This is a genomic window from Streptomyces sp. Tue6028 (genome assembly GCF_002300165.1).
GTDB lineage: Bacteria > Actinomycetota > Actinomycetes > Streptomycetales > Streptomycetaceae > Streptomyces > Streptomyces siamensis.
Genome location: NZ_MLCE01000025.1, coordinates 1 through 25,464 on the forward strand (window position 1 = coordinate 1; position 25,464 = coordinate 25,464).

A 25,464-nucleotide genomic window follows, 5' to 3' on the forward strand; every position below is an offset into this window, starting at 1 on the left:
GTCGACGGCGGGTGGTCCCAGGAGGGCAGCACGCTTTCCGAGCCTGTGGACGCCGAGCGGGCCGACGCCGGGAGCACCGGTGCCGAGTCCGTCGACGCCGAGCGGTCCCAGGAGGGGAGCCCGATTCCCGAACCCGTCGACGCCGAGCGGTCCGCGGGCGGAAGCACTCCTCACGCGTCTCCCGAGCCCGCCGCGTCCGAACAGGCCGACGCCGGAAGCGCCGAGGCCGATCCGGCCGACGCGGAGTGGCCCTACGCCCGGTGGGCCGACGCCGGGTGGCCCGAGATCCGTTGGCCCGAGACCGGGTGGCCCGAGTCCGGCGACACCCCCGCCGAGGAGGCCGGACCCGGGCAGCCCAGGACCGCGGCGCCGGGACCCGAGGAGCCGGCCGGGTCCGAGCCTTCGGCCGGGGCCGAACACACCGCGGGCGAGCCCGGATCGCCGGGCGGCCCCCCTTCCCCCCACGCGCCGTCGCTGCCCCGGCGCAAGCCAGGGGCGAGCGGCATCACCGAGACTCTCGCCCCGGAAACGGCCGGGGGGAGCTGGAAAGGGTTCTTCCGTCTGCGCAACCGGATCTGGACCCCGGATTCCGGTACCTGACATTCCCGGAGAACCGCGTAGTGGACGCGCGCTCGTCAGCGCGAGAAAAAGCAAATGCGATCAGCTGTCAGGGAGTTCGGTACATGAATCACGAGGCACTGGCGATGGAAATGAGAGGCCTGCGGGAGCAGGTCACCGGAATCACCGACACGGCCGTGGCGGCCGCGGACGGAATGCTCATCGCGGCGGACACCGCCGCCACCATCGACCCTGAGGGGCTCGCCGCGATCGCCGCGGCGGGCCTGGGCATCGCCCGGCGCGCCGCCGAGGCGACGGGCCGGGGCACCTTCCGGCAGACGGTGACGTACGGCAGTCAGGGCTGCGCGGCCTTCTACGCCGTCGGCGACACGGCGCTGATGGTCGTGCTCGGCGACGAGGGCATCGACATCGAGCGTCTGCACGAGGAGACCCGCCCGGCGCTCGGACGCATCGGTTCGATCCTGACCGCTACCGAAGGAGCTTGAGAGGATGGCGAGCAAGCGGATGACATCGGGCTTCTCCGACCAGGTCATGGGTCTGGTCAAGGCACTGCGTACCGACGCACCGGACTGCGTCGCCTCGGGCGTCGTCGACATGGCGACCGGGATGCTGCTGTCGTACGAGACCGTCGACAACCACCCGCCCGAGGTGCTGGACCTGCTCGCGGGCGCGACCCTCGACCTGTTCCAGGGGCGCACGGTGCAGATGATCGAGGACGTGTTCAAGGAACGCCGCGGCAGCGAGAGCGACCAGCACTTCTTCCAGGAGATCCTGGTGAACAGCGACAACCTCACGCACCTGTTCGTGCGCATGAGCGAGCAGCAGGACGTGGTCGCCGTGGTCGTCTGCCGTAAGTCGGTGAACGTCGGCATGCTCTTCGCCCAGACCCGGCGCGTGGTGCGGGAGTACGGGCTCTGAACGCCGAAGGGCGGCCCTCCCCGGTGGGGAAGGGCCGCCCGTGCGCGGCGCCGGCCGGCTATTCCGTGCGCAGGCCGTCCGGCCGCATCAGACGGAGGAGCGGCGGCAGACTGAGCGCCGTCACCAGCACCACGACCGCCGCGCCGATGCCCGTCATCGACAGCACGCTCGCCCAGTCCACGCCGACCGGAGTGCCGGTCATCTTGAGCAGCACCGTGCCGAGCGTCAGGCCGACGACCGACGCCAGCGCCAGGCCCAGCGCGATGGGGATCGCGGTCTGCCACAGCACCGACAGGCTCAGCGTGCGGCGCCGGGTGCCGAAGGCGACCAGCGACGACAGCAGCTTCTTGCGCTCGCGCAGCTGCTCCAGCTGGGAGACCAGCAGGCTCGCCCCGATGAGCACGAGGACACAGGTCGCGCCGACGAACAGGCCGGTGCGGATGGACGTGAACCGGTTCGACTGGGTCGACGCGCTCCAGGTGAAGGGATCGGAGAGCGGGTCGATGTCCGCCGCGGTGTTGCGGACGAGTTCCTGCACGTCCGGCACCGACTTGTCGAGCGAGAGGTAGACGGTCCCGTACAGGGCCGGCTCCGCCTTCTCGGGCAGCGCGGCCGGGGTGAACAGGAAGCCCCCGCGCTCCTCGCCCTGCGGGTCCTTGCGCGTGGCCGCCTCCCGGACCCCCTTCGGCACCGTCCAGGCGATCTCCCTGCCCTTGTTGTCGCTGCCGTAGGACGGGTCGATGTAGAGCTTGGTGCCGGCCTTGTTCAGCTGCTCGGTGTACTCGTCCCACTGGGCGTTCGGTACGGCGAAGACGTCGCCGTCCTTGCAGGAGGGCAGCCGGGCGACCTCGCGCAGGGCGGCGCAGTCGCCGACGGTGATGGACGACTGGCGCTCCGGCTCGTTCCTGCCGTCGCCGATCTGGCCGTTGGCCAGCGCGACGGTGTGCCGGACGCCGTCGGTCGCGGAGAGCCGCCGGGCGGCCTCGCTCGCCGGGACACCGTCGGGCACCTGCAGGGACATCTGGGCGCGGGTGAGGTCGTTCTTGCTGACCTTGGTGTAGTCGCTGTCCACGCCGGCGAACAGCATCTGCAGGGCGATCGCGCCGGCCACCGCCACCGCGATGCCGTTGACCATGCGGGCCGCGGTGCCGCTGCTCAACTGAAGCCTGCGGATGGCCAGTTGCCAGGCGACCCCGCCGGAGTTCAGCCGGGCGACGACCGCCTCGACGACCCAGGGGAGCAGGGCGGTGATGCCGACCAGCAGCAGCATGACGCCGCCGATGACGAGGTACTGGTTGAAGTCTCCGTTGTCGCGTCCCTGCCCGATCATCGGGTAGAGGAGCGCGAGACCGCCGAGCGGCAGCAGCAGCCGCCACCAGAGCCGGCGTCGCGAAGGCCGGGCCGTACGGACCACGCCCAGCGGTTCGATGACGACCCCGCGCAGCGCGAACAGGGTCACGGCGACGGCGGCGGCCGGGACGGCGACGGCGACCAGGGCCACCAGGCCGGGCGCCGGATTGAGGTCACCGGGGAACACACTGACCCGGAAGACCTCCATCATTCCGGCGAGCTGACGTCCGATCAGGAAGAACCCGGCGCCGAGCACCAGCCCGACCAGGGCGCCGGCCAGCGCCTCGCCCGCCGCGATCCGCCGGGTCATCCGCCCGTCCGCGCCGACCAGCCGGAGCGCCGCGAGCCTGCGGTCGCGCCGCTCGCCGCCGAACCGTACGGCCGCCGCGATGAAGACGCCGACCGGCATCAGGAGCACCACGAAGACGATCAGGACGAGCAGCAGCAGCACGGGGTCCATGGCCTCGGACGGGTTGTCGGCCCCGAACGAGTCGATGCGTTCGATCCGGCCGGTCGTCTGCGAGGTCGCCTTCAGGCTGTCGGAGCCCGCGTAGTAGGCGAGTTCGTGCGGGTCGACGAGGCCGCTGTCGGCGATCGTGCCGGTGATGCGGTAGTCCAGGCGCTCGCGCAGCAGTTTGGCGTCCGGGGACTTGAGCAGCCGGTCCAGGGCGGGCGAGACGACCATGTCGCCGGCCGCGGGGAACTCCTTCAGCCCGGGCGGCAGGGGCGCCCGGGGGCCCTCGGGCCGCAGGACCCGTCCGCGTATGTCCTTGTCGTGGAAGGTGGTGCCGGCGGTCGCGACGAGCAGCGTCCGGTCCGACTTCTTCAGGACGTCCGAGCGGAACGTCATGTCGTTGCGGCTCTGCTCCCGGTCGTGGCGGGAGCCCAGGGCGCTCGGTATGGCCGTGGTGAGCAGCAGCAGGGCCACGCCGAGGCCGACGCCGACGGCTGTGAGCAGCACGCGCACCCAGGCCTCGCGGCCACCGGTCACCGCGAACCTGGCGCCCATGGCGAGATCACGGGACCACTGCCGCAGGCCGCGCGGGACCCGCGGTTCCCCGGCGGACGCGGCGACGGGCGAGGGGCCGGGCGGAGCCTCGGCCGGGCCGGTCCCGGGAGAAGGGCGGACACTCATACGATCCGCTCCATGTCCCGGGACTTGCCGTCGCGCACGACGATCTCGCGGTCCGAGTACGCGGCCACCCGCGCCTCGTGCGTGACGAGCACGACGGCGGCGTTGGTCGAGCGTGCGGCGTCGGTGAGCAGCTGCATCACGCGCTCGCCGTTGAGGGAGTCGAGCGCGCCGGTCGGCTCGTCCGCGAACAGCACACGCGGGTTGGTGACCAGCGAACGGGCGACGGCGACGCGCTGTCCCTGACCACCGGAGACCTCGCCGGGGCGCTTGCCCTTGAGGTCGTCGACCTCCAGCTGTTCCATCCACGTGAGGGCGGCGCGCTCGGCCTCCTTGCGGCCCGTCCCGTTCAGCCGGAGCGGCAGGGCGACGTTCTCGACGCAGGTCAACTCCGGTACGAGCTGGCCGAACTGGAAGACGAAGCCGAAGTCGCTGCGGCGCAGGGCGCTGCGCTGCGCGTCGTTCATCGTGGCCATCTCGCGGCCGTTGTACGTGATCGACCCGGAGTCGGGCGTCACGATCCCGGCGAGACAGTGCAGCAGCGTGGACTTGCCGGAGCCGGACGGACCCATGACGGCGACGACCTCGCCGGGGTGGATGGAGAACTCGGCGCCGTCCAGGGCGGTCGTCGGCCCGTACGCCTTGCGCAGGTCCAAGGCGGTGAGCAGGGAACCGGGTGGGGGAGTCATCGGGTCGTCACCGCCTCGGCGAGCTTGTCGAGGCGCGCGGCGGTGAGCTCCAGCCACCGCAGGTCGGCCTCCAGGTGGAAGAGGGCGTGGTCGCAGATCAGCTGGTCCGCGAGGTCGCCCTTGCGCTTGCGGTCGGTCAGGATGCGCATCATGCGCAGGTGCTCCGAGCGCTGCGTGTCGAGGATCTCGGCGGCGTTGCGGTGCGTGAGGAGCGCGAGCACGACCTTCGTGTAGAGGGTCGACTGGAGATAGGGCTCGGGCTTCTCCGGCGTCGCGAGCCACTGCTGCACGTCGGTGATGCCGGCGTCGGTGATGGCGTACCGCTTGCGCTCGGGCCCGCCGCCCGGCTCGATCCCGTCGACTTCGACGAGTCCGTTCTTCAGCAGCCGGGACATCGTCGAATAGACCTGGCCGTAGTGCAGCGGCCGATCGTGACCGAACTTCTCGTCGAAGGCGCGCTTCAGGTCGTAGCCGTGACGCGGCCCGGACTCCAGGAGTCCCAGGAGGGTGTGACCGATGGACATGCGAGCACTCTACACACGGTGTATACGCCGCATGTATACGCCCAGTGTGTAGATCATGGCGGCGTGTACCGCGGTGCAGGTGAGGGGCGATTGTCACGGTTCTGTCACCGGTGACGGGCTACGCCCCGCGGGCGCGTCCCGGGCACCGCCGACGCCGTGCCCGGCGGTGCTGTGTCCCCGGTGTTCACGCGTCGGCGGTGCTACGTCCCGGGGTCCGCCGGAGGTCGTTCCCGGTGGAGGTGGCCCTCGGGTTCCGCCGGCGGCCGTCCCCGCCGGGGCAGCGGCCCGGTCCCGCCGGGCAGGCGTCCCGCGTCGGCCAGTGCCTTGCGCAGCAGGAACTCGATCTGCGCGTTGGCGGACCGCAGTTCGTCCCCGGCCCAGCGCGCGAGCGCCTCGTGCACCGACGGGTCCAGCCGCAGCAGCACCTGCTTGCGCTGCTGCGGCCGACGCTGAGGGGACGTCCCCTCGGAGGGAGCCGTCACTGGTAGAGGGTCCCGGTGTTCAGGACCGGCTGCGCCGCGCGGTCCCCGCACAGCACCACCATCAGGTTCGACACCATCGCCGCCTTCCGCTCGGAGTCCAGCTCCACGATGTCCCGCTCGGTGATCCGGGCGATCGCCGCCTCGACCATGCCGACCGCGCCGTCCACGATCTGCCGCCGGGCCGCGACGACCGCTCCCGCCTGCTGGCGCTGGAGCATCGCGGAGGCGATCTCGGGAGCGTACGCGAGGTGCGTGAAGCGCGATTCGATGATCCGCACTCCGGCCGCCTCCACGCGCGCGTGCAGTTCGACGGCGAGCTTCTCGGTGATCTCCTCGGCGTTGCCGCGCAGCGACAGCCCGTCCTCGTCGTGGGCGTCGTAGGGGTACTCGATCGCGATGTGACGCACGGCCGCCTCGGTCTGGGTGGCAACGAACTCCAGGAAGTCGTCCACCTCGAAGGTGGCCTGGGCGGTGTCCTGCACGTTCCACACGACGACGGCGGCGAGCTCGATGGGGTTGCCGTACGCGTCGTTGACCTTGAGGACCGCGGTCTCGTGGTTGCGGACGCGGGTCGAGATCTTGGTCCTGGACGTCAGCGGGTTCACCCAGCGCAGCCCGTCCTGGCGGATCGTCCCCCGGTAGCGCCCGAAGAGCTGCACCACACGGGCCTCGCCCGGCGCGACCGTGTTCAGCCCGCACATCGCGAAGAACGCGGCGATGCCGATCAGGACGCCGACGATGATCAGCGCGGCCTTGGCGCCCGTCGCGGCGACGGCCGTCGCGCCCGCGATCAGCCCGGCGCCCAGCAACAGTCCGACGAGTCCGAGCAACAGGGCCAGGCCGCCGCCGATGCTGTGCGCGGCGAACTCCCGGACCCGCGGCGCGGGCATCTCGGGCACGCCCTCGGGTGTGGAGTCGTGCGCGGCTGAGCGGTGTGTCGACATGGGAGGTCCCCCGTTCCGTACGGCATAGCTTCCGTCTATCCAAGTGATATCACTTTAACGCGCTCGGCAACCTTCCACCCCTCTCGCTCGTCGGTTTCGTTGGGGAAGGAGCGCCCGGCGTGCTGATTGTCACGTCCGGAAAAGACCGGATCGGGGGCCCTTTGTCATAGCGCGCGGTGTTAGCTTTCTGAGCTGACCTGAGCGACGAACCTGAGTGCCACACGAGAGTGAAGCGGAGCGGATCGACCCATGGGACGAGCGGAAGAGAGACGAGCGCGGCAGGCACGGGGCCGCCGCGCGGCGCCCAAGCGCTCGTCCGGGGCGGGCGCCGCGGGCGCGCCGGCCGGCGGCAAGGGCCGCCGCAGCGGCATACGCCGGTTCGTCAACTGGAAGACGATCACCGGGACGTTCTTCGGCCTCTGCCTGCTCGGCATGGGCGCCTTCATCGTGCTCTACATGGTCGTCGACGTCCCCAAGGGCAACGCGGCCGCACGGCTGCAGAGCAACATCTACAAGTACCGCAACGGCGACGTCCTCGCCCGCACGGGCAAGGTCAACCGTGAGGTCGTGGACCTGTCCAAGGTGCCGAAGAGCGTCCAGAAGACCTTCGTCGCCGCCGAGAACAAGTCCTTCTACAAGGACTCCGGCGTCGACCTCAAGGGCACCGCCCGCGGCCTGATCAACACCCTGTCGGGCAAGGGCAAGCAGGGCGGCTCGACGATCACCCAGCAGTACGTCAAGAACTACTACCTGAGCCAGGACCAGACCGTCACGCGCAAGCTGAAGGAACTGGTCATCTCCCTGAAGGTGGACCGCCAGAAGTCCAAGGACGACATCCTCGCGGGCTACATCAACACCAGCTACTACGGCCGCAACGCCTACGGCATCCAGGCCGCGGCGCAGGCGTACTACCGCGTCGACGCGAGCGAACTCTCCGTCGCGCAGGGCGCCTACCTCGCCTCGCTGCTCCAGGCCCCGAGCCAGTACGACTGGGGCGTCGCGACGGAGACCGGCAAGAAGCTGGTCACGGCCCGCTGGAACTACACCCTCGACAACATGGTCGAACAGGGCTGGCTGGACTCCGGCAAGCGCCAGGAGATGAAGTTCCCCGTGCCGAAGGACCCGCAGGGCGCCCCCGGCATGGAGGGCCAGACCGGCTACCTGGTCAAGTCCGCCGAGAACGAGCTGGCCAAGCAACTCGTCAGCGACGGAACGGCCTCCGACCTGGACCAGGCCCAGGCGATGGTGGAGGCCGGCGGCTGGACCATCACCCTCAACATCGACAAGAAGAAGCAGGCCCTGCTGGAGAAGACCGTCAAGGCGCAGCTCACCAGCAAGCTGGACCCGAAGAAGCGCAAGGTCGACGGCAACATCCAGGCCGGTGCCGTCTCCGTCGACCCGAAGAACGGCAGGGTCCTCGCGATGTACGGCGGCAAGGACTACTTCAAGCACTACTACAACAACGCCACGCGCCGGGACTACCAGGTCGCCTCGACCTTCAAGCCGCTGATCTTCGCCGCCGCCCTGGACGAGGAGGCCAAGACGCAGCGCGACAGGCCCATCACGGCGAACACGGTCTACGACGGCACGAACCGCCGGCCCGTCGTCGGCAGCGACATCGGCTTCGCCCCGCCGAACGAGGACGAGCACAGCTACGGCGACGTCACCGTGCAGACCGCGATGAACAAGTCCATCAACTCCGTCTTCGCGCAGATGGGCGTCGACGTCGGCATGGACGAGGTCCTGAAGGTCGCGGACAAGCTCGGCATGGACACCAAGGGTCTCGATACGGTGCCCGCCCAGACCCTCGGCTCCATGGGCGCGAGCCCGCTGGAGATGGCCGGCGTCTACGCCACGCTCGACAACCACGGCAAGAAGGTCACCCCGGCCATCGTCGCCAAGGCCGAGCACAAGGACCGTTCGGTCGACTTCCCCGACCCGATCGGCGACCAGGTCATCAGCGAGGAGGCGGCCGACACCGTCACCTCGGTGCTGACCGGCGTGGTCGACGACGGTACGGCCAGGACGTCCGTGCGGGACAACCCGTCCCGCGGCGGTCAGCAGGTCGCGGGCAAGACGGGTACGTCCGACAACAACAAGTCGGCCTGGTTCACCGGCTACACGCCGGACCTGGTCACCTCGGTCGGCCTGTTCGGCGAAGCCGCGGTCGGCACCGCCGAAGCGGGCAAGCACGTCTCCATGAAGGGCGCCACCGGCCTCGTCGCCGAGGGCGGCCGCGTCAACGGCGGTGGCTTCCCGGCGCAGATCTGGGCGGCGTACACCTTCGACGCGCTGGACGGCAAGGTCAGCAAGTTCGACCTGAACACCACGTCGGGCGCGGCGGTGGAGCCCACCGAGACGCCCACGGCCACGCGGACGCCGTCGAGCACCCCCTCGTCGACACCGACCACCGAGGAGCCGTCGACCGAGCCGCCGACGAGCAGCAGTCCGCCGTCTCCGACGGACGAGCCGACGACGACCGAGCCGACGACCACGAAGCCGGCCACGCCGACGGGGACGCCGACCGACGGAATTCCGGACAATCCCTTCGATCCGGACAGTCAATAGCGTGCGGAAGGGGCACCCGGTGATCCACCGGGTGCCCGCGGCCGGGGAGGCCCTGGTCACCGCCGCACGGAGAGCCGATCTCCCTGCCGGGACGGTGAGTTGAGCCTGCCCCCGGCCCGTGGAGAGCGGGGCGTGGGGGCAGGCTCCGCGTGGCGGCACCGTGCGGGGCGGGCAGGGTGGTGCCGCCACCCGGTCCGGTCAGGCGCCGGGCAGGACGCCGGTGCGGGCCACCTCGGAGTACCAGCGGGCGCTGGCCTTGGGGATGCGGGTGCCCGTCGGGTAGTCGACGTAGACGGCGCCGAAGCGCTTGCTGTAGCCGTACCCCCACTCGAAGTTGTCCAGCAGCGACCACAGGAAGTAGCCGCGTACGTCCGCGCCGTCGGTGATGGCCTGGTGCACGGCGGCCAGGTGGCCGCGCACATAGGCGATCCGGTCGGGGTCGTTGACCTTGCCGGAGGGGTCGGCGTAGTCGTCGAAGGCCGCCCCGTTCTCCGTGATGACCAGCGGCAGGGTGGGGAATTCGGATGCCACCCGGCGCAGCAGGTCGTACAGGCCGGTGGGATCGACGGCCCAGCCCATGGCGGTGGTGTCGCCGGGGGGCTGGTGGAAGGCGACCAGGTCCGCTCCGGGCCAGGGGCTGTGCGTGCTCCTGCCGTGTCCGTCCGCGTTGTGCGTGCCGCTGCCGTCCGCCTCCGAGACCAGCGTGGGCGTGTAGTAGTTGATGCCGAGGAAGTCCAGGGGCTGGTTGATCTGCCGGAGGTCGCCGTCGCGTACGAAGGACCAGCCGGTCAGGGCCGCCGTGTCCTTGAGGAGGTCCTCCGGGTAGGCGCCCTGCAGCATCGGGCCGGTGAAGACCCGGTTGGCGAGCGCGTCGATCCGGCGGGCGGCGTCGGTGTCGGCGTCGCTGCCGGTGAGCGGGCGCACCTCGTGGAAGTTCAGCGTGACCGAGCACTGGGCGTCGGCGGGAAGCGCGCCGCGCAGTGCCTGGACGGCCAGCCCGTGCCCCAGGTTGAGGTGGTGGGCGGCGCGCAGGGCGGCGACCGGGTCGGTGCGGCCGGGGGCGTGGACACCGGAGCCGTAGCCGAGGAAGGCGCTGCACCAGGGCTCGTTGAGCGTCGTCCAGGTCGTCACCCGGTCGCCGAGGGCGTCCGCCGCGATGGCCGCGTACTCGGCGAACCGCTCGGCCGTGACGCGCTCGGGCCAGCCTCCCGCGTCCTCCAACTCCTGCGGCAGATCCCAGTGGTAGAGCGTGGCCACGGGCGTGATGCCCTTGGCCAGCAGCTCGTCGACGAGCCGGCGGTAGAAGTCCAGGCCCTTCTGGACGGCGGGGCCGCGGCCGGTGGGCTGGATCCGGGGCCAGGCGAGGGAGAAGCGGTAGGCGCCGAGGCCGAGGTCGGCCAGGAGCGCGACGTCCTCGCGCCAGCGGTGGTAGTGATCCGTGGCGATGTCGCCGGTGTCGCCGTTGCGGACGCGGCCGGGGGTGCGGGCGTAGACGTCCCAGATGGAGGGGGTGCGGCCGTCTTCGGCGGTAGCGCCCTCGATCTGGTACGAGGCGGTCGCGGAGCCCCAGAGGAAGCCGTCGGGGAAGGTTCGGGCCGCGTCCGGGGCAGATCCGCCATGTCGTGCTGCGGTGACCACGTAGATCCTCTCAAGGGGGTGTGTCGCGGGGGTGCGAAGAAACAGAGATACGGATGAGGGGGGCGGCCTGGTGGCCGGGCGCCGGGCCGGTGCGGAAGGCCGGCCGGCGTCAGCCCTTGACGGCGCCGGCCATGATCCCGCTGACGATCTGGCGGCCGAAGACGATGAACATCGCCAGCAGCGGCAGGGTGCCCAGCAGCGCACCCGCCATGATCAGTGACTGGTCGCGGACATAGCCGGCGCTGAGCTGGGTGAGGGCGACCGGGACGGTCGGGTTCGTCATGTCGAGCACCACGAAGGGCCAGAAGAAGTCGTTCCACGCGTGCACGAACGTGATCATGAACAGGACCGCCATCGCGGGCCGCGCGACCGGAAGCACGATGCTCCAGAAGATCCGCAGCGAGTGCGCGCCGTCCACGCGTCCCGCCTCGACGAGCTCGTCCGGCAGCGCCTCGGAGAGGTACTGCCGCATGAAGAACACCCCGACCGCGCTCACCAGCGTGGGGAAGATGACGGCGGGCAGCTGCTGCGACCAGCCGAGCTCCGACATCATCATGAAGAGCGGTACGACGCCGAGCTGCGGCGGCACCATCATGGTGCCGATCACCAGCGTGAGCAGGATGTTGCGTCCCTTGAACCGCAGTTTGGCGAAGGCGAAGCCCGCCAGCGTCGCGAACAGCACCGTGGACAGCGCGATGACCCCGGCCACGATCAGACTGTTGATCATGGCCTTCCCCATCGCCGCCTCGTCCCACGCGCGGGCGAGGTTGCTGAACAGGTTGGGGCCGGGCAGGAACGGCGGAGGCGTCTGGCTGACCCGGGTGTTGTCCGTGGAGGCCGCCACCATCGTCCAGTACAGCGGGAAGATCGACACGATCGCCATGACGGCGAGCAGGACGTAGGCGAGCGGGCCGGCGTGATGCTGGCGGCCGGCGCGTATGCGCAGCAGCCGACGGCCGGTGCGAGGGGTTTTCGGGGCGGAGGTCCGGACCGGGGCGTCCGTGCGGACCGGGAGGGAGTTGACGGTCATGACGGCTCCTGGTCAGGGCGTGCGGGGGCGCAGCCGGCGGATCAGGCGCTGCGCCGCGAAGACGAGGATGAGCAGCAGGAACATCGCCCAGGCGACGGTCGCCGCGCGGCCCATCTGGTAGTTCTTCCAGCCCTCCTCGTACAGCAGCAGACCCAGCGTCTGGTACTGGTTGTCCGCGCCGCCGGTGACCCCGTTGGGCCCCTGGCCGAAGATCAGCGGCTCACCGAACAGCTGGGTGGCGCCGATGGTGGAGAGCACGATGGTGAAGACGACGGTGGAGCGGATCCCGGGAACGGTGACATGGGTGAACTGCTTCCACCGAGAGGCGCCGTCGAGGGACGCCGCCTCGTACCGCTCGGCAGGGATGGCCTGCATGGCCGCCAGGTACAGCAGCGCGTTGTAGCCGGTCCATCGCCAGATCACGATGGTGGAAATGGCCACCTGGGCGGGCCACTTGTCGGCCTCCCAGTCCAACGGGTCGATGCCGACCCAGCCGAGCACCCAGTTGATCATGCCGAAGTCGCGTTCGAAGAGCATGGTGAACACGAGGGCGGCCGCGCCGACCGAGGTGGCGTAGGGCACCAGTGACGCGACGCGGAAGAACAGCGAGGCGCGCATCCGGTAGTTGAGCAGGTGCGCCATGCCGAGCGCCATCAGCAGCTGCGGCACCGTGGAGATGACGCCGATGGTGATGGTGTTCTGCAGCGCGTTCCAGAACCGTGAGTCCTTGAACAGGTCGACGTAGTTGTCGAACGCCACCCACTGCATGGAGTCGAGGGTGGCCAGTTCCACATGGTGCAGGGAGATCCACGCCGTGTAGACGAGGGGGTAGAAGCTGAACGCGGCGAAGACCACGAAGAACGGCGCGACGAACGCATACGGCGCGCCCTTGAGGTCGAGCCGGTGCAGCAGCGCACTGCGCCGCCGGCCCGTCTCCCCGTCGGGGGTCTTCGTGGGCGGACCTGAACGCTCCTCGCCGGCCAGGGCGTTGGTGGTGGAGGTGGCCACCGGAATTCCTTCCTGAGAGCGGATGTCTGAGCCGGGCCCCGGGCGCGCCGGCGGAGTGCGGGCGCGCCCGGGGTGTCGGAAGCCCGAGGGTCAGCCGACCGCCTTGTCGATGCGCTCAGCGGTGGTCTTCCACGCCTTGTCCCGCGACTGGCCCTGCTCGACCAGGGCCAGGCCCTGGGTGAAGGTGTCCTTGATCGTGCCGTCCTTGCGACCGAGGACCTGCTTGTCGGGGATCTCCTGCGCGGCAGCACCGAAGATCTGGCCGATCGGCGCGTCGCTGAAGTACCCGGAGGTGACGTTCTTGACGTCGTCCTGGTCGAGCGCCTGGCGGGAGGAGGGGAAGTTGCCCAGCTTCTTGAAGATGTAGGCCTGCTGCTCCGGCGCGGTCAGCCAGGCGACGAGCTTCTGGGCCTCCGCCTTCACCGGACTCTTCTCCAGCACGCCGAGGAAGGAGCCGCCCCAGTTGGCCCCCTTGGGGGCCCTGGCGACGTCCCACTTGCCCTTGTTCTTCTCACCGGCCTTCTCGCTGATGTGGCTCAGCATCCACGCGGGGCAGACCGCGGTGGCGAAGGTGCCGTTGGCCAGTCCAGGGTCCCAACCGGGCTGGAACTGGCGCAGCTTCGCGCTCAGCCCGTCGTCGGCGGCGTCCGCGGCGAGGTTCCAGGCCTGCTTGACGACCGGGTTCTTGTCGTAGATCAGGTCGCCGTTCTCGTTGTAGTACTGCTGCGGGTAGCCGTAGACCATGGCGTTGAACAGGCCGCTGGAGGAGTCCATGTACGACACGCGGCCGCCCTTGAAGTCCTTCTTGAAGGTGCGGCCGACCTCGACGTACTTCTTCCAGTCGCCCGCCCACAGCTTGCCGACGGCGTCGCGGTCGGTGGGCAGACCGGCCTTGGCGAAGTAGTCCTTGCGGTAGCACACGGCCATCGGGCCGGCGTCGGTCCCCAGGCCCAGCACCTTGCCGTCCTCGGTGGTGATCTGGGACTGCTTCCAGGGCAGGAAGTGGTCGGTGCCCGCCGTGCGGGAGAAGTCGGCGAACTTGTCGGCCTGCGTCTCGGTGATCTCCTTGGCCCGGCCGATCTCGATGCCCTGGATGTCCTTCAGGCCGTTGCCCGCGGCGAGATGGGTCTGCAGCGCGGTGTAGTAGGTCTGCTCGTCGCCGGCTATCTCGGCCTTGATCTCGACGTTCGGGTGCTCCTTCTCGTACTGCTCGAGAAGGCCCGACTCCTTGAAGCCCATCACCCCGAACATGCCCATGGTGATGACGGTCTTGCCGTCCTTCTTGCCACCGCCCGTGACCGAGCCGTCACTGCCGCCGCAGCCGGCGACGAGCGCCAACGCGCATACGGCCGCAGCTGCTGACGCCAGCCTCTTTCTGCCGAACGAACCGGGACTGCTCATGGGTCTCCTCCTAGGCGGCGGCGCGGGCGCGTCGAATTGACACGCTTTGCGACGACTACTGCGGCTCTGGTGGGGTGGTGGGAACGTGCCCATCGATGCCTAAAGAAAAAGTGGGCACGTTCCCACCGACGCATGGCAGACTCACTGCATCGAGCCGATCTGTCAATGACTTGAACACGACGAAGGGAGATTGCCCCGGCCGTCGCGTTCGTCGTTCCTGGACGGCGCAGGGCCCGGCCGACAGCGGCGTCTGCAAGAATCGGTGCTGGTCATCAGTGCGGCCGACGCTGCCGCGGCTGCCGGGAGGGGAGCGCATGGCTGGGAATCGCCGTCCGACGATCAAGACCGTCGCCGCCCGTGCCGGCGTGGGCAGGACGACGGTGTCCCGGGTCGTCAACGGCTCGGAGCTGGTCAGTGCCGACGCCCGGGCCAGGGTCCTGGCGGCGATCAAGGAACTCAACTACGTACCCAACACGGTCGCCCGCGGTCTCGTGACCAGCCGCACCGACGCGGTGGCCCTGGTCATCCCGGAATCGGCGAGCCGACTCGGCTCGGAACCGTTCTTCGCCGCGCTGATCCGAGGTGTCAGCGAAGCCCTCGCCGACAGCCGGACGCAGCTGCAGCTGATGCTCGTCCGCGACCAGGCCGAGCGGGAGCAGCTCACCGAGTCGGTGGCGGCACGCCGCGTGGACGGCGTCCTGCTGGTCTCCGTCCACGCCGACGATCCGCTGCCCGGGATGTTGGAGGACCTCGGCCTGCCCACCGTGCTGGCCGGGCGCCGTGACGTCGGCGAGCGGCTGAGTTACGTGCACGCCGACAACGCCGGCGGGGCGGCGGAGGCCGTGCGGCACCTGCTGAGCAGCGGACGCACCAAGATCGCCACGATTGCCGGCCCGCTGGACATGGACGTCGGCCGCAGCCGACTCGAAGGCTGGCGCACCGCCCATCGCGAAGCGGGCGCGCCTGCGAGCGAAGTCCTGGTCGAGACCGGCGACTTCAGCTGGGAGAGCGGCCGCCGAGCGATGTATTCGCTTCTTGAACGCGCCCCTGATCTGGACGCCGTGTTCGCCGCCTCCGACCTCATGGCGCTCGGAGCCCTGGAAGAACTGCGCCGCCGACAGCGGCAGGTGCCCGGCGACGTCGCCGTCGTCGGATTCGAGGACTCGCTCGCCCGCTATGCCCACCCGCCCCTGACGACGGTGCGCCAGCCGGTGGAGGAACTGGGCCGCACGATGGTCCGGATCCTCACCGAGATCACCCGACACGGTGCGCCCCGGCAGCAGGTGACGCTGCCGACGGAATTGGTGGTGCGCGAGTCGGCCTAGGCCCGACCTAGGGCCTGCCTGACCATTCCCGCCTGCCCGGCGACGCCATGCATGCACGCTCGCCGCACCGGACACAGCCCCAAGTGCATCCCGTACGAGGGGCTGCCGTCCGGCGTGCCGAGCGCACGCACCTGACCCCGCCGAGCCGCGCTTCGGGCGACGCCGCGAATCGTCAGACAGGCCCTGGATGAATGATGCGAAGTGTTAGTGGTCATGGGCGGTCAGCGAGCGCATGACGGGCTGGCCGGTGTGGTCGTTGTGCCAGATCGCGCTGGTCAGGGCGAGGATGCGTTGGAGGACGCGGGCCATCACTCCGCCCGGGGGCGGGCCCTGGTGGCGTTCGAACAGCAGTGAGGTCTTGCGATTCGGATCCCCGGGTCACGATTGTTGGAGCCGGGAGCGGTGCGGGGCGTCGCCCCGGGCACCGGAGCGTCGGCAGGGACGGCCACCACGGATCTGTTCGAGTTGCGTAGGCGCAGCGGCATCAGTCCGGCGGGTGATGGCCGCCGTGCCCATCACCAGGGCACTACGCCGGCGTCGTCGAAGAACTGTCCGGTGGGGCCGTCGTCGGGCAGGGTCGCGAGTTTGATGGCGATCGCCGCGCCCTGTTCGGGGGTGCGCACGCCGCGGAAGCCGTTGAGGTCGGTGGCGACGTAGCCGGGGCAGCCGGTGTTGATCAGGATGTTCGTGCCGCTCAACTCCCGGGCGTATTGGAGGGTGACGGCGTTCAGGAACGTCTTCGACGGGGCGTACGCCGCGGACACGGGACCCGTCGTCTGCTCGGCGGCGGGTCCTGACTGCCGGGTGAGGGAGCCGACGCTGCTGGACATGTTCACGATCCGTGGTGCGGCGGAGCGGCGCAGCAGCGGCAGCATCGCGTTGGTGACGCGGATGACGCCGATCACGTTGGTGTCCACGACCGTGTGGATGGTGGCGGGGTCGATCCGGGTGGGCTCCTGCGGCATGCTGCCTGTGATGGCGGCGTTGTTGACGAGCACGTCGAGGCGTCCGACCTGTTCCTCGATCAGCCGTGCGGCGGCGGTCGCGCTCGCGTCGTCGGTCACGTCCAGCGGTACGGCGAACGCGTCGATGCCGGCGGCGCGCAGTTTCTCCACTGCGGCGCTTCGGCGCTGGTCGTCGCGGGCGCCGACGCCGACGCTCCAGCCGAGGGTGCCCAGGCCTGCGGCGATCTCGTAGCCGATTCCCTTGTTCGCGCCGGTGACCAGCGCGATCGTCCGTTCAGTCATAGGGACGATGCTGCCTCGGGCCTCGGCTGGGGTCCAAGACCGATCAGGTGCGCGACGATACCGTCAGGGTATTGATCCGGGATAGCGTGGCCGGATGGAGACCCGGGAACTGCGGTATTTCGTCGCTGTCGCCGAAGAGCTGCACTTCGGGCGTGCCGCGCAGCGGCTCGGGATCGCGCAGCCGCCTTTGTCACGGGCGATCCAGCGGCTCGAACGCCGGCTCGGGGCAGTGCTGTTGGATCGGACCAGTCGCACTGTCACGCTGACCGAGGCCGGCTCGGTGCTGTTGGTCGAGGGCCGGGCGGCTCTCGACGCGGTCGAGGCCGCCGAGCGTCGGACCCGCCGCGCTGCCCTTTCCGTGACCGGCCGTCCCGGCCTGGTCCTGGTCACGAAGGCCAGCGCGTCCAGGGAACTGCTGGCGAGACTGCTCGACGCGTACGCCGCCGAGCCCGGCGCGGTCCCCGTCGACGTCATCCTGTGCGGTCCGGCCGAGCAGGAACGACTCCTGCGCGAGGGCCGGGCCGACGTGGCGCTGCTGCACCGGCCGTTCGACTCCACGGCCGGATTCCACACCGAAGAGCTCAGCACGGAGAGTCAGGTCGTGGTCCTGCTGGCCGGGCATCCGCTCACCGCCCGGGCCCATGTGCACATGGCCGACATCACCGGGCTGCCGGGCCTGCCCCTCCCACGCTGGCCCGACCGCGACGGCACCTACCCGCCCGGCCCCGGCCCGCAGGTCCGCGACCATGCGCAGTTGTTGCAGCTCGTCGCGCTCGGCCGTGCCTGTGCGGTCTCACCGGAGTCGTGCCGAGCCCAACTGCACGGTGACCTCGCCGCCGTGCCCGTGCTGGACGCGCCGACAGTCACCACCGTGATCGCCTGGCCACCGCACAGCCGGTCCAGAGCCGTCGCCGACTTCATCCGGACTGCGACACGCCTCCAGTAGCTCCCACCCGCCCGGCCAGGCTCCACCCATCGTGGCCCGGCTCAGGCGGCAGATCGCGGTGGGTGCACGCGGCTGGTGTCAGTCCCGCGCGACCAGGTGACATCTATCTCGACCACTCACACCTTCGCATCATTCATCCAGGGCGCGGGACGGGCGTGGATCGACGGCCACGTGGTGACCGGGGGAACGGAATCGTCCTCGCCCCCGCGGGACCCGGACCGGCGGCACGACCCCGACCCGGCGAACGGCCAGGCCCGCGACACGATCCGGGGACGGTCCCGTCGACCCTTCGCCGTCAGCCTCGGACCCCGGGTCGAGGAGGGTGCAGTGGCACGCGAAAAGGGCGCCCGATGATTCACCGGGCGTCTTTTCCTTGTGTGCGGGCGGGACTTACCGGATATGTCGACGGTCGATTATTGGCCAGACGTTCCGGAGGCTCAGAGTTCGATGAGAATTTTGTTGACCCGGGCTGCGCGCGCGGATCATGCTTTCCGGTAACGGGGAGGGAACCCAAGTGGCAACGCGCGCTCCACACTGACCAGTGGCTCGCGCCTTTCAGGCCTGTATTCACGAATTCCGCCGACCGTGCGCGGGCTGTCACGCGTGCCCGGATTGCGTTTCATGCGCCCTTTCCCCTTCCAGAACTCCCGCGACGCGGGAGCCCATTTGTGAAGGAGAACCGTTGAGATTCCACAGACGAACGAGGGCACCGCTGGCCGCCGTGGCGGCCGGGGCGGTGCTCGCGGGGCTGACTCAGGCCGTGGCCTGGGCCGCCCCGCCGACACCGGCGGCTCCCGCCGCGAAGACGGCGGCCGAGAAGCGGCGCGACGCGGTGCCGTCGGCAGAGCGGGCCGCGGTACTGGGCAAGACCTGGAAGAATTCGGGCGACCTGGCGTGGACCACATCGGGTGACGCGGAGGGATTCCACATCCTCACGGCCCGGAAGAAGGACGGCTACACCTGGCGCAGTACGGCGTCGCTTTCCGAGCCGGGATTCGACGCCGACGCCTGGATCGGCAACATCTGCGTCACTGGTTCGGGCAAGCGGGCGGTGGTGGTCTACGCACCCCGCACTTTCACCAACAAACCCCAGCTGATGGCCCGGGGCGGGTTCACGGCGGTCGTCGATCTGGCCTCCGGCCGGGTGACGAAGCTGAAGCTCAAGGCATCGCTGTCGTACTACAACCCGGGCTGCGGACCGGGGGAGTCGGTGATCCTGACCCAGTCCGGGGGCGAAGACCTGCCCGGCACCCGGCTGTTCCGGCTGGACGCGTCGACGGGCAAGGTGGGCAAGCCGATCGCGCTGGGAGGGCAGGTCACCTCGGCCGTCCCGGCCGCGCACGATTCCGTCCTCGCGGCCTCCGGCGCGGAGGTCGTCAGGATCGACGCCCGCGGCACGCGCAAGGCCCTCGTCCGCACCGACGGCGTCCCCTACCGGCTCACACCCGACGGTGACGGCGGGCTGGCCTTCCTCGACAAGCGCGGCGCCACGTCCCAGGTGAAGCGCATCACGGCCGGCGCCGTGGCGCACCCGAACCCGCGCGGCACGCGTGCTGCCGTACTGGCCAAGGGGCTCGCGACCGAGACGGGGCTGACCCGGAGCGCCGGCACCGTGTACGTGACCGGCAGCACGCGACCGACGGCCGACCGACTCCCCTCCACCGTACGGCGGTTGGCGTCCGTGCCGAAGGACGCCACCGTCTCCTCGCGCGGCGAGGCAGTCCTGACCCACACGACGTGGGCCGACGGCAAGGGCACGCTGCTGCTGCCCGGCGAGACCGCCAAGGCCCGTACGGTGAAGATTTCCCTGACCACCCGTGCCACGGGGCGCACGGCGTCCTTCGCCGTGGACCCGGCGCGGCGGGTGTCGGCCCACGCGGGCCAGGGCCGTGACGCGTCGCCGGGTCTGCTGACCGGTTCCGGAGGCAGCGGCAAGGCGTCGGTGACCGCGACGGCCGCCGGTGACCCGAGCGACCCGGTGGAGTCGGAGCGCACCTGCTCCGTGCCCCGCAACGACCCGCGCAACCAGGCCATGCAGCCCAAGCCCCGCCAGGTGGAGTGGGCGGTGGACCAGGCCGTCAAGGGGATGCTCAACACGCACATCTCGCGTGCGGCGAACTGGAAGAACCTCGGCATGCCCGCCTACATGCCGCAGGCCCTCTTCCTGAACCCGGCGCTGGACGGCGGCGGTCGCGCCATGGCGCAGGTCATGCTCGGCGTGACCACCCAGGAGTCGAACATGTGGCAGGCCGCCCGCTCGGCCGTGCCGGGCGTCACGGCCAGCCCGCTGATCGGCAACTACTACGGCATCAACCTCTACGACGGTGACACCAGCAACGACTGGGACGTCAACTTCGCCAAGGCGGACTGCGGTTACGGCATCACGCAGATCACCGACCACATGCGGATGGCCGGACGCGAGGACGGCCACGGCGGTGCCGCCTGGGACTACCAGAAGCAGCGGGCCGCCGCCCTGGACTACACCGCGAACATCTCCGCGGGCCTGCAGACCCTCATCTCCAAGTGGAACGAGACCCGCGCCGCGGGCATGATCGCGAACCACGGCACCACCGGACGGCCCGAGAACTGGTACTTCGCCCTGTGGGCGTACAACTCCGGCTTCCATCCCAACGCCGGCAACGGCTCGCCCTGGGGCCTGGGCTGGGCCAACAACCCCGCCAACCCCGAATGGGACGCCGGACGCCTGCCGTTCATGGAGAACGCCGCCGGCGGCGAGGACGCCAGCGCCGCCGCCCGCCCGCAGAACTGGCCCTACCAGGAGAAGGTCCTCGGCTTCGCCGCGCACCCGCCGTCCTTCCTGGAGTCCCCGGGCGTGATGGTCCCGGCCTTCCGCCCCTCCACCTGGAACGGCACCTCCGAGGCCGTCACGGTCAAGGGCAGCGCCCTGTACAACCGCGCCCACCTCAAGGCGCCGGAGGACGCGTTCTGCAACTCCTCCAACAGCTGCGACCCGGCCCGGATATCCGACGGCGCCTCCAACGACACCGCGAGCAGCGGGCCTTGCGGACGCAGCGACTTCCAGTGCTGGTGGAACAAGCCGGTGACCTGGAAGAGCGACTGCGCCGACACGTGCGGATACGAGTTCATCCGCTTCGGCGACAGCATGCCGGAGGAGGCCGACGGCACGGCGTACCCGCCCGTGTGCAGCACCAGCGGTCTTCCGGGCAACGCGCTCGTCGTCGACGACGTGCCCGCGGGCACCCCGGTCGTCCGCCCGGGCTGCACCAACTCCTGGACGAACTCCGGGACGTTCAGCTTCAACTTCGCCAACAACGGAGTGGAGACGGTCTATCCCGCCAAGGTGGACCTCCACCAGCTGGGCGCGGGCTTCGGCGGCCACTTCTACTTCGGCCACACCCGCCAGGACGACGCCAAGGGCCAGCGGCTGAAGATCACCGGCACCTGGAAGCTGAAGGACACGCTCAAGGGCCAGGCGAAGGTCATGGTCCACCTGCCCGACCACGGAGCGCAGACCAACTACGCGCGGTACGAGATCGACACCGCGTACGGGACCGAGACCCGCACGATCAAGCAGCCCGGCGACGGCAACCGCTGGGTGTCGCTCGGCGCGTACCGCTTCGACAACGCCGCCGCCGTGCGGCTGGACACCATCACCCCGGACGGCACCGGGGACCAGGACATCGCCTTCGACGCGGTGGCCTTCGTCCCGGGCAGCTACGACCTGATCACCGACATGCGGCTGCCGGAGTGGAACCCCGGCGCTCCCGAGCCGCCCGCGGTGGAGCCCGTCACCACCCTGCCCGGACACGTCTTCCCGCGGCCCGGTGTGCAGTCCTCCCGCGCGGGGGCGGCCGCCGACGAACACCCGCGTGCCTTCGACTGCCGTGCCGTCAAGGGCAAGAAGAACTCCGAGGTCTGTCTGGAGTTCCGGGGGAAGCCGGCCGGGAAGACGGCGCAGCGCAAGGGGGCCGCGGCCGCGGCGGGCACCGCGTTCTGTTCCAAGAGCGGCGCCGACATGTTCTACACACGCACCAGAGCGTGTCTCCAGGACAGCTTCTCGGCCACGCTGTACGAGAACGGCACGCCCATCGCGCAGAACATCTACGCGTACAAGCACGAGATCGACCTGAACCTCGACAGCCCCACGATCCAGCAGACGGTGTCGGTCCAGCCGACGACGGTCGACCCGAAGGTTCCGCCCGTCACGATCAACGTGCAGTCCTTCTGCCAGCACAACTGCTCGTCGGCCGGGATCACCTGGTCGGGCCTGCCGGAGTGGTCGGGCCTCGACAAGCACGAGGCGGTCGGCCGGATCGACCACACCTGGTCGGGCACGGCGGGCAACGAGACCGTCCACCTGAACTGGATCCTCTCCTCGACCATGGGCGGCGCCCCGAACGGCGGGGCGGACTACCAGCCGCCGAGCGGAAAGCTGGGCATCCGCTGCGACCGTGAGGCCAAGGGCAAGAGCACGGTGGGATGCGTCTTCCCCGACTACATCCCGACGTACGTCGTCAACACCGAGGCGAACCCCTCGGCGGCAGCGTTCTACTGGATCCTCATGCAGAAGCTGCCCTACCACCCGGGCAGCCGCGATCACAGTTCGCCGCTGAACTACCTGGCGGACACCGCACGCCAGAAGGCGAACCGCAAGGTGATCTGTCCGACGAGCGGGCCCGACAAGTTCGTCGGCCACCCCGACTCGAAGCCGCCGAACAGCACGTCGAGCTGTGACGAGTACCCGTTCGCGGCGACCTATCAGAGCGGTGGCATGCCCCCGCAGACGGTGAGCACCGGCAAGGACTGCACCCAGCTGTACGCCAAGCCGCTCAGCACCGGCTGGACCCTGCTGGAGGACCCGCGCTACGCCCGGGTGAACACCTGGAACGAGATCTGCGGCCGGGCCAGCATCCCGGGCGACGAGAACTCGGGAGCGGCCAACCGGATCGGCCTGTTCTTCGTGCCGAACAACCGGATGCTCGACAAGGACGCGTTCTATGTGAGCGTGCCGGGCTTCGAGGGGTGCACGGATCTCTCGCAGATCTGCGTGGTCCGTACCCGGTAGGGCGGCGGACCGTCAGGTCCGGCCGGCACGGCCGGAGCCGTTCCCGCGACCGCCTGCCACCGGAGCCCGGCCGATCGGCGTCATGCCGGCCGGCCGGGCTCCGGTCTCTGCGCCGGCCCGGCAGGACGGACGGGCCGGCAGGGCGGACGGGCCCGGCACGACGGAACGCGCCGGGCCAGGGTGTGCGGCGCGTCCGGGGCGGCCCAGAGCCTAGGACAGAAGAACCGCCGGCAGCGTTCCGGCCTCCAGTGCCGTGCGGGGGAGGTCCAGCGCGAAGACCCGTTCCGCCACGGTGAGGATCCGCTGCTCGGGCTCCCAGTCCTCCGGGTCCGCCGTGCCGTCCGGTAGCAGCATGCCCGCGCTCCGCATGGCCGGGACGAGGAACGACGGGTCGCTGCCGCCGATCTGCTCGGCCTCCACACCTGGTTCGAAGTCCGCCGCGATCTGACCGTCGCGGGCGTGGACGAACCAGTACGGCGGCATCCCGCTGTCCAGCAGCATGACCGCCTCGGTGCCCTCGGAGACGCGCCGCAGGAGACGCCGGTCGGTGCCCTCGGCGCTCGCGGGTTCCAGGGCGAAGGCCCAGCCGTTGCTCGTGCCCAGCCGGGCGACCGGGCCCTTGTCCCGGGCGAGCTCCAGCGCGTCCTCGGCGGACAGGGAAGGCACGATCCGCCCGGGGTCCCCGCCCATCCGGCGGACCAGTTCCTCCGCGCTCAGGCCTTTGGCGAAGGTGACGCAGTAGGCGTCGTAGGTCTCCCGGATCCATGCGATGCCGTCCACAGTGCCGTCCCCGCCTCTCGCCGCCACACGGGCCTGCCCGAACCGGCCCTTCCGGTGCTCCGGAACCGTATCCGGGTTCGCGGGCGACGGCGCGGCCTTCGTCACGACCGCGGCTGAAAATGATCTGCGACGACGGCGCCCCGCCCTCCGCGGTGCGCGGAGGGCGGGGCGCCGGGGTCGTCCGGACGGGACCGGGTCAGCCTCCGTTGACCTGGTGCGCGATCCGGTCGCCGATCTCCTTGTCGATGTTGCGCCAGTACTGGAGCGCACGGTCCAGGACCGGCCGCGACACGTCGGCCTTCAGATGCCCGGTGACGTTCGACACCAGCCGGTCACGGGCCGCGTCGTCGAGCACTTGGCGGACCAGCGTGCCCGGCTGCCCCCAGTCGTCGTCCTCGCTGTGCAGCCGGTACGCCTCGCGCACCAGCTCGCCCGCGGTCTCCCAGCTCGCCGGATCCCCGAACTGCCCGTAGTCGGCGTCGGGTCCGCCGTACGAGTTGGGCGCGTACGGCCGGGCGGCGTTGGACGGCTCGTAGCGCATCGGGCCGTCCTTGGCGTACGAGTTGACCGGGGAGTGCGGCCGGTTGGGCGGCAGCTGGCTGTAGTTGGGGCCGATCCGGTACCGGTGCGTGTCCGGGTAGGAGAAGAGCCGGCCCAGCAGCATCTTGTCCGGCGAGGGGCCGATGCCCGGGACCAGGTTCGAGGGCTCGAAGGCCGCCTGCTCGATGTGGACGAAGTAGTCCTCGGGGTTCCGGTGCAGGGTCATCCGGCCGACGTCGATGAGCGGGTAGTCCCCGTGCGGCCAGACCTTCGTCAGGTCGAACGGGTTGAAGCGGTAGTCCGCCGCGTCGTCGAACGGCATGATCTGGACCTTCAGCGTCCAGCTCGGAGCGTTCCCCGACTCGATCGACTCGTACAGGTCCCGGCGGTGCACGTCGGCGTCCGTGCCGGCCAGCTCGTCGGCCTCCGCCTGGGTGAGGAAGTCGATGCCCTGGTCGGTCTTGAAGTGGTACTTCACCCAGAACCGCTCACCGGCACCGTTGATCCACATGTAGGTGTGGGACGAGTAGCCGTTCATGTGGCGGTACGTCTTGGGGATGCCGCGGTCGCCCATCAGCCAGGTCACCTGGTGCGCCGACTCGGGCGAGAGCGTCCAGAAGTCCCACTGCATGTCGTTGCTGCGCAGCCCGGTCGCGGGGTGGCGCTTCTGCGAGCGGATGAAGTCCTGGAACTTGATCGTGTCACGGACGAAGAAGACCGGAGTGTTGTTGCCCACCAGGTCGTAATTGCCGAGCTCCGTGTAGAACTTGAGCGCGAAGCCGCGGGGGTCGCGCCAGGTGTCCGGCGATCCCTGCTCGCCGGCGACGGTGGAGAACCGTGCCAGCATCTCGGTGCGCTTGCCCGGCTGGAAGAGATCCGCCTTGGTGAACTGGCTGACGTCGTTGGTGACTTCGAAGAATCCGTACGCTCCACTGCCCTTGGCGTGCACCACCCGCTCGGGGACCCGTTCCCGGTTGAACTGGGCCATCTTCTCGATCAGGTAGTGGTCCTGGAGCAGGATCGGACCGTCGGGGCCGACGGTGAGCGAGTGCTCGTCGCTCTCCACCGGATTCCCGACGTTGTTCGTGGTGTACGGAGCCTTCTGGGGTGCCTGCGTCACGAGCGTCCTCCCGTCAGAAAAGAGTCGTCAGGTCGCTTCGCTCACCCCAGCAGTCAACGCCGCCGACGGAATGTCGGCAACATGTGGACCGAGTCGGTCCACATGTGGACAGCGTCCGGTCCCGGTCCCGGTCCGGCGCCGACGGGGATGCCGACGCCGAACAACGGGCCCGGCGCAGCCGCCCGGCGCCGCACGT

The 25,464-nt window shown here is 70.1% G+C and carries 17 protein-coding genes and 3 pseudogenes; 7 read left to right on the forward strand and 13 right to left on the reverse strand.

Going from position 1 to position 25,464, the window contains the following annotated elements:
- The 3 genes and pseudogenes from BKI49_RS35990 to BKI49_RS24140 form a co-directional block, all read left to right on the forward strand.
- Positions 1 to 600, forward strand: a pseudogene (locus tag BKI49_RS35990) (hypothetical protein); the annotation flags it as partial.
- A gap of 83 nt (positions 601 to 683) precedes the next feature.
- Positions 684 to 1,064 carry a roadblock/LC7 domain-containing protein gene (locus BKI49_RS24135; RefSeq protein WP_028804636.1) on the forward strand — a complete coding sequence of 127 codons (381 nt, stop codon included), beginning with the start codon at positions 684 to 686 and terminating at the stop codon, positions 1,062 to 1,064.
- A 4-nt stretch (positions 1,065 to 1,068) separates the two neighbouring features.
- A complete protein-coding gene (locus tag BKI49_RS24140; protein ID WP_095936383.1) occupies positions 1,069 to 1,497 on the forward strand; it encodes a hypothetical protein in 429 nt (142 codons plus the stop codon).
- A 58-nt stretch (positions 1,498 to 1,555) separates the two neighbouring features.
- On the opposite strand, the gene BKI49_RS24145 is transcribed toward BKI49_RS24140, so the two are convergent.
- From BKI49_RS24145 to BKI49_RS24165, 5 genes and pseudogenes are all read right to left on the reverse strand, one after another.
- On the reverse strand, positions 1,556 to 3,856 hold the full coding sequence (locus tag BKI49_RS24145; protein ID WP_179332566.1) for an ABC transporter permease: 2,301 nt from the start codon (positions 3,854 to 3,856) through the stop codon (positions 1,556 to 1,558).
- Positions 3,857 to 3,978: 122 nt separating this feature from the next.
- Positions 3,979 to 4,668, reverse strand: coding sequence for an ABC transporter ATP-binding protein (locus BKI49_RS24150; RefSeq protein ID WP_095936385.1), 690 nt, complete (start codon positions 4,666 to 4,668; stop codon positions 3,979 to 3,981).
- Positions 4,665 to 5,192, reverse strand: a complete 528-nt coding sequence (locus BKI49_RS24155; RefSeq protein WP_095936386.1) for a PadR family transcriptional regulator — start codon at positions 5,190 to 5,192, stop codon at positions 4,665 to 4,667. Before BKI49_RS24155 ends, BKI49_RS24150 begins: the two co-directional genes overlap by 4 nt.
- Before the next feature lie 203 nt (positions 5,193 to 5,395).
- Positions 5,396 to 5,725 (reverse strand): annotated as a pseudogene (locus tag BKI49_RS24160) (hypothetical protein); the annotation flags it as partial.
- Complete coding sequence (locus tag BKI49_RS24165) at positions 5,671 to 6,618, reverse strand: SPFH domain-containing protein (RefSeq protein WP_095936388.1); 948 nt, start codon at positions 6,616 to 6,618, stop codon at positions 5,671 to 5,673. The gene BKI49_RS24165 and the pseudogene BKI49_RS24160, both read right to left, overlap by 55 nt.
- A 249-nt stretch (positions 6,619 to 6,867) precedes the next feature.
- Between BKI49_RS24165 and BKI49_RS24170 the strand changes: the two genes are divergently transcribed.
- A complete protein-coding gene (locus tag BKI49_RS24170) occupies positions 6,868 to 9,186 on the forward strand; it encodes a transglycosylase domain-containing protein (RefSeq protein WP_095936389.1) in 2,319 nt (772 codons plus the stop codon).
- Between the two features lie 198 nt (positions 9,187 to 9,384).
- On the opposite strand, the gene BKI49_RS24175 is transcribed toward BKI49_RS24170, so the two are convergent.
- The 4 genes from BKI49_RS24175 to BKI49_RS24190 form a co-directional block, all read right to left on the reverse strand.
- The gene (locus tag BKI49_RS24175) at positions 9,385 to 10,824 is read right to left on the reverse strand and encodes a GH1 family beta-glucosidase (RefSeq protein ID WP_095936390.1); all 1,440 of its coding nucleotides are present in this window, start codon (positions 10,822 to 10,824) and stop codon (positions 9,385 to 9,387) included.
- Positions 10,825 to 10,933: 109 nt separating this feature from the next.
- Positions 10,934 to 11,854: a carbohydrate ABC transporter permease gene (locus tag BKI49_RS24180; protein ID WP_095936391.1), complete on the reverse strand. Its 921-nt coding sequence runs from the start codon at positions 11,852 to 11,854 to the stop codon at positions 10,934 to 10,936.
- A gap of 12 nt (positions 11,855 to 11,866) precedes the next feature.
- A complete protein-coding gene (locus tag BKI49_RS24185; protein ID WP_095936392.1) occupies positions 11,867 to 12,862 on the reverse strand; it encodes a carbohydrate ABC transporter permease in 996 nt (331 codons plus the stop codon).
- A 90-nt stretch (positions 12,863 to 12,952) separates the two neighbouring features.
- On the reverse strand, positions 12,953 to 14,263 hold the full coding sequence (locus BKI49_RS24190) for an ABC transporter substrate-binding protein (protein ID WP_095936393.1): 1,311 nt from the start codon (positions 14,261 to 14,263) through the stop codon (positions 12,953 to 12,955).
- A 314-nt stretch (positions 14,264 to 14,577) separates the two neighbouring features.
- Between BKI49_RS24190 and BKI49_RS24195 the strand changes: the two genes are divergently transcribed.
- Positions 14,578 to 15,588, forward strand: a complete 1,011-nt coding sequence (locus BKI49_RS24195) for a LacI family DNA-binding transcriptional regulator (protein WP_095936394.1) — start codon at positions 14,578 to 14,580, stop codon at positions 15,586 to 15,588.
- 204 nt (positions 15,589 to 15,792) lie between these two features.
- On the opposite strand, the pseudogene BKI49_RS24200 reads toward BKI49_RS24195, so the two are convergent.
- Positions 15,793 to 15,948 (reverse strand): annotated as a pseudogene (locus tag BKI49_RS24200) (IS982 family transposase); the annotation flags it as partial.
- Positions 15,949 to 16,103: 155 nt separating this feature from the next.
- On the reverse strand, positions 16,104 to 16,835 hold the full coding sequence (locus BKI49_RS24205) for an SDR family oxidoreductase (protein ID WP_095936395.1): 732 nt from the start codon (positions 16,833 to 16,835) through the stop codon (positions 16,104 to 16,106).
- Positions 16,836 to 16,929: 94 nt separating this feature from the next.
- Here BKI49_RS24205 and BKI49_RS24210 point away from each other — a divergent pair, with 94 nt between their 5' ends.
- Positions 16,930 to 17,781 (forward strand): LysR family transcriptional regulator, encoded by an 852-nt coding sequence (locus BKI49_RS24210; RefSeq protein WP_095936396.1) that lies wholly within the window; start codon positions 16,930 to 16,932, stop codon positions 17,779 to 17,781.
- Positions 17,782 to 18,463: 682 nt separating this feature from the next.
- Positions 18,464 to 22,828, forward strand: a complete 4,365-nt coding sequence (locus BKI49_RS24215) for a golvesin C-terminal-like domain-containing protein (protein ID WP_143658513.1) — start codon at positions 18,464 to 18,466, stop codon at positions 22,826 to 22,828.
- Between the two features lie 210 nt (positions 22,829 to 23,038).
- Here the strand turns inward: BKI49_RS24215 and BKI49_RS24220 are convergent, their stop codons facing one another.
- Together BKI49_RS24220 and BKI49_RS24225 are read right to left on the reverse strand one after the other, a co-directional pair.
- The gene (locus BKI49_RS24220; protein WP_095936398.1) at positions 23,039 to 23,608 is read right to left on the reverse strand and encodes a DUF6461 domain-containing protein; all 570 of its coding nucleotides are present in this window, start codon (positions 23,606 to 23,608) and stop codon (positions 23,039 to 23,041) included.
- Between the two features lie 196 nt (positions 23,609 to 23,804).
- Positions 23,805 to 25,268 carry a catalase gene (locus BKI49_RS24225; RefSeq protein ID WP_095936399.1) on the reverse strand — a complete coding sequence of 488 codons (1,464 nt, stop codon included), beginning with the start codon at positions 25,266 to 25,268 and terminating at the stop codon, positions 23,805 to 23,807.
- Between the last annotated feature and the right edge of the window lie 196 nt (positions 25,269 to 25,464).

What these genes read in the sequence shown, in the direction of transcription:
- BKI49_RS24140 (WP_095936383.1), top strand. Translation starts at nt 1,069, where the DNA reads ATGGCGAGCAAGCGGATGACATCGGGCTTCTCCGACCAGGTCATGGGT.
- BKI49_RS24135 (WP_028804636.1), top strand. Translation starts at nt 684, where the DNA reads ATGAATCACGAGGCACTGGCGATGGAAATGAGAGGCCTGCGGGAGCAG.
- BKI49_RS24170 (WP_095936389.1), top strand. Translation starts at nt 6,868, where the DNA reads ATGGGACGAGCGGAAGAGAGACGAGCGCGGCAGGCACGGGGCCGCCGC.
- BKI49_RS24195 (WP_095936394.1), top strand. Translation starts at nt 14,578, where the DNA reads ATGGCTGGGAATCGCCGTCCGACGATCAAGACCGTCGCCGCCCGTGCC.
- BKI49_RS24180 (WP_095936391.1), bottom strand. Translation starts at nt 11,854, where the DNA reads ATGACCGTCAACTCCCTCCCGGTCCGCACGGACGCCCCGGTCCGGACC.
- BKI49_RS24155 (WP_095936386.1), bottom strand. Translation starts at nt 5,192, where the DNA reads ATGTCCATCGGTCACACCCTCCTGGGACTCCTGGAGTCCGGGCCGCGT.
- BKI49_RS24205 (WP_095936395.1), bottom strand. Translation starts at nt 16,835, where the DNA reads ATGACTGAACGGACGATCGCGCTGGTCACCGGCGCGAACAAGGGAATC.
- BKI49_RS24165 (WP_095936388.1), bottom strand. Translation starts at nt 6,618, where the DNA reads ATGTCGACACACCGCTCAGCCGCGCACGACTCCACACCCGAGGGCGTG.
- BKI49_RS24190 (WP_095936393.1), bottom strand. Translation starts at nt 14,263, where the DNA reads ATGAGCAGTCCCGGTTCGTTCGGCAGAAAGAGGCTGGCGTCAGCAGCT.
- BKI49_RS24210 (WP_095936396.1), top strand. Translation starts at nt 16,930, where the DNA reads ATGGAGACCCGGGAACTGCGGTATTTCGTCGCTGTCGCCGAAGAGCTG.
- BKI49_RS24145 (WP_179332566.1), bottom strand. Translation starts at nt 3,856, where the DNA reads ATGGGCGCCAGGTTCGCGGTGACCGGTGGCCGCGAGGCCTGGGTGCGC.
- BKI49_RS24150 (WP_095936385.1), bottom strand. Translation starts at nt 4,668, where the DNA reads ATGACTCCCCCACCCGGTTCCCTGCTCACCGCCTTGGACCTGCGCAAG.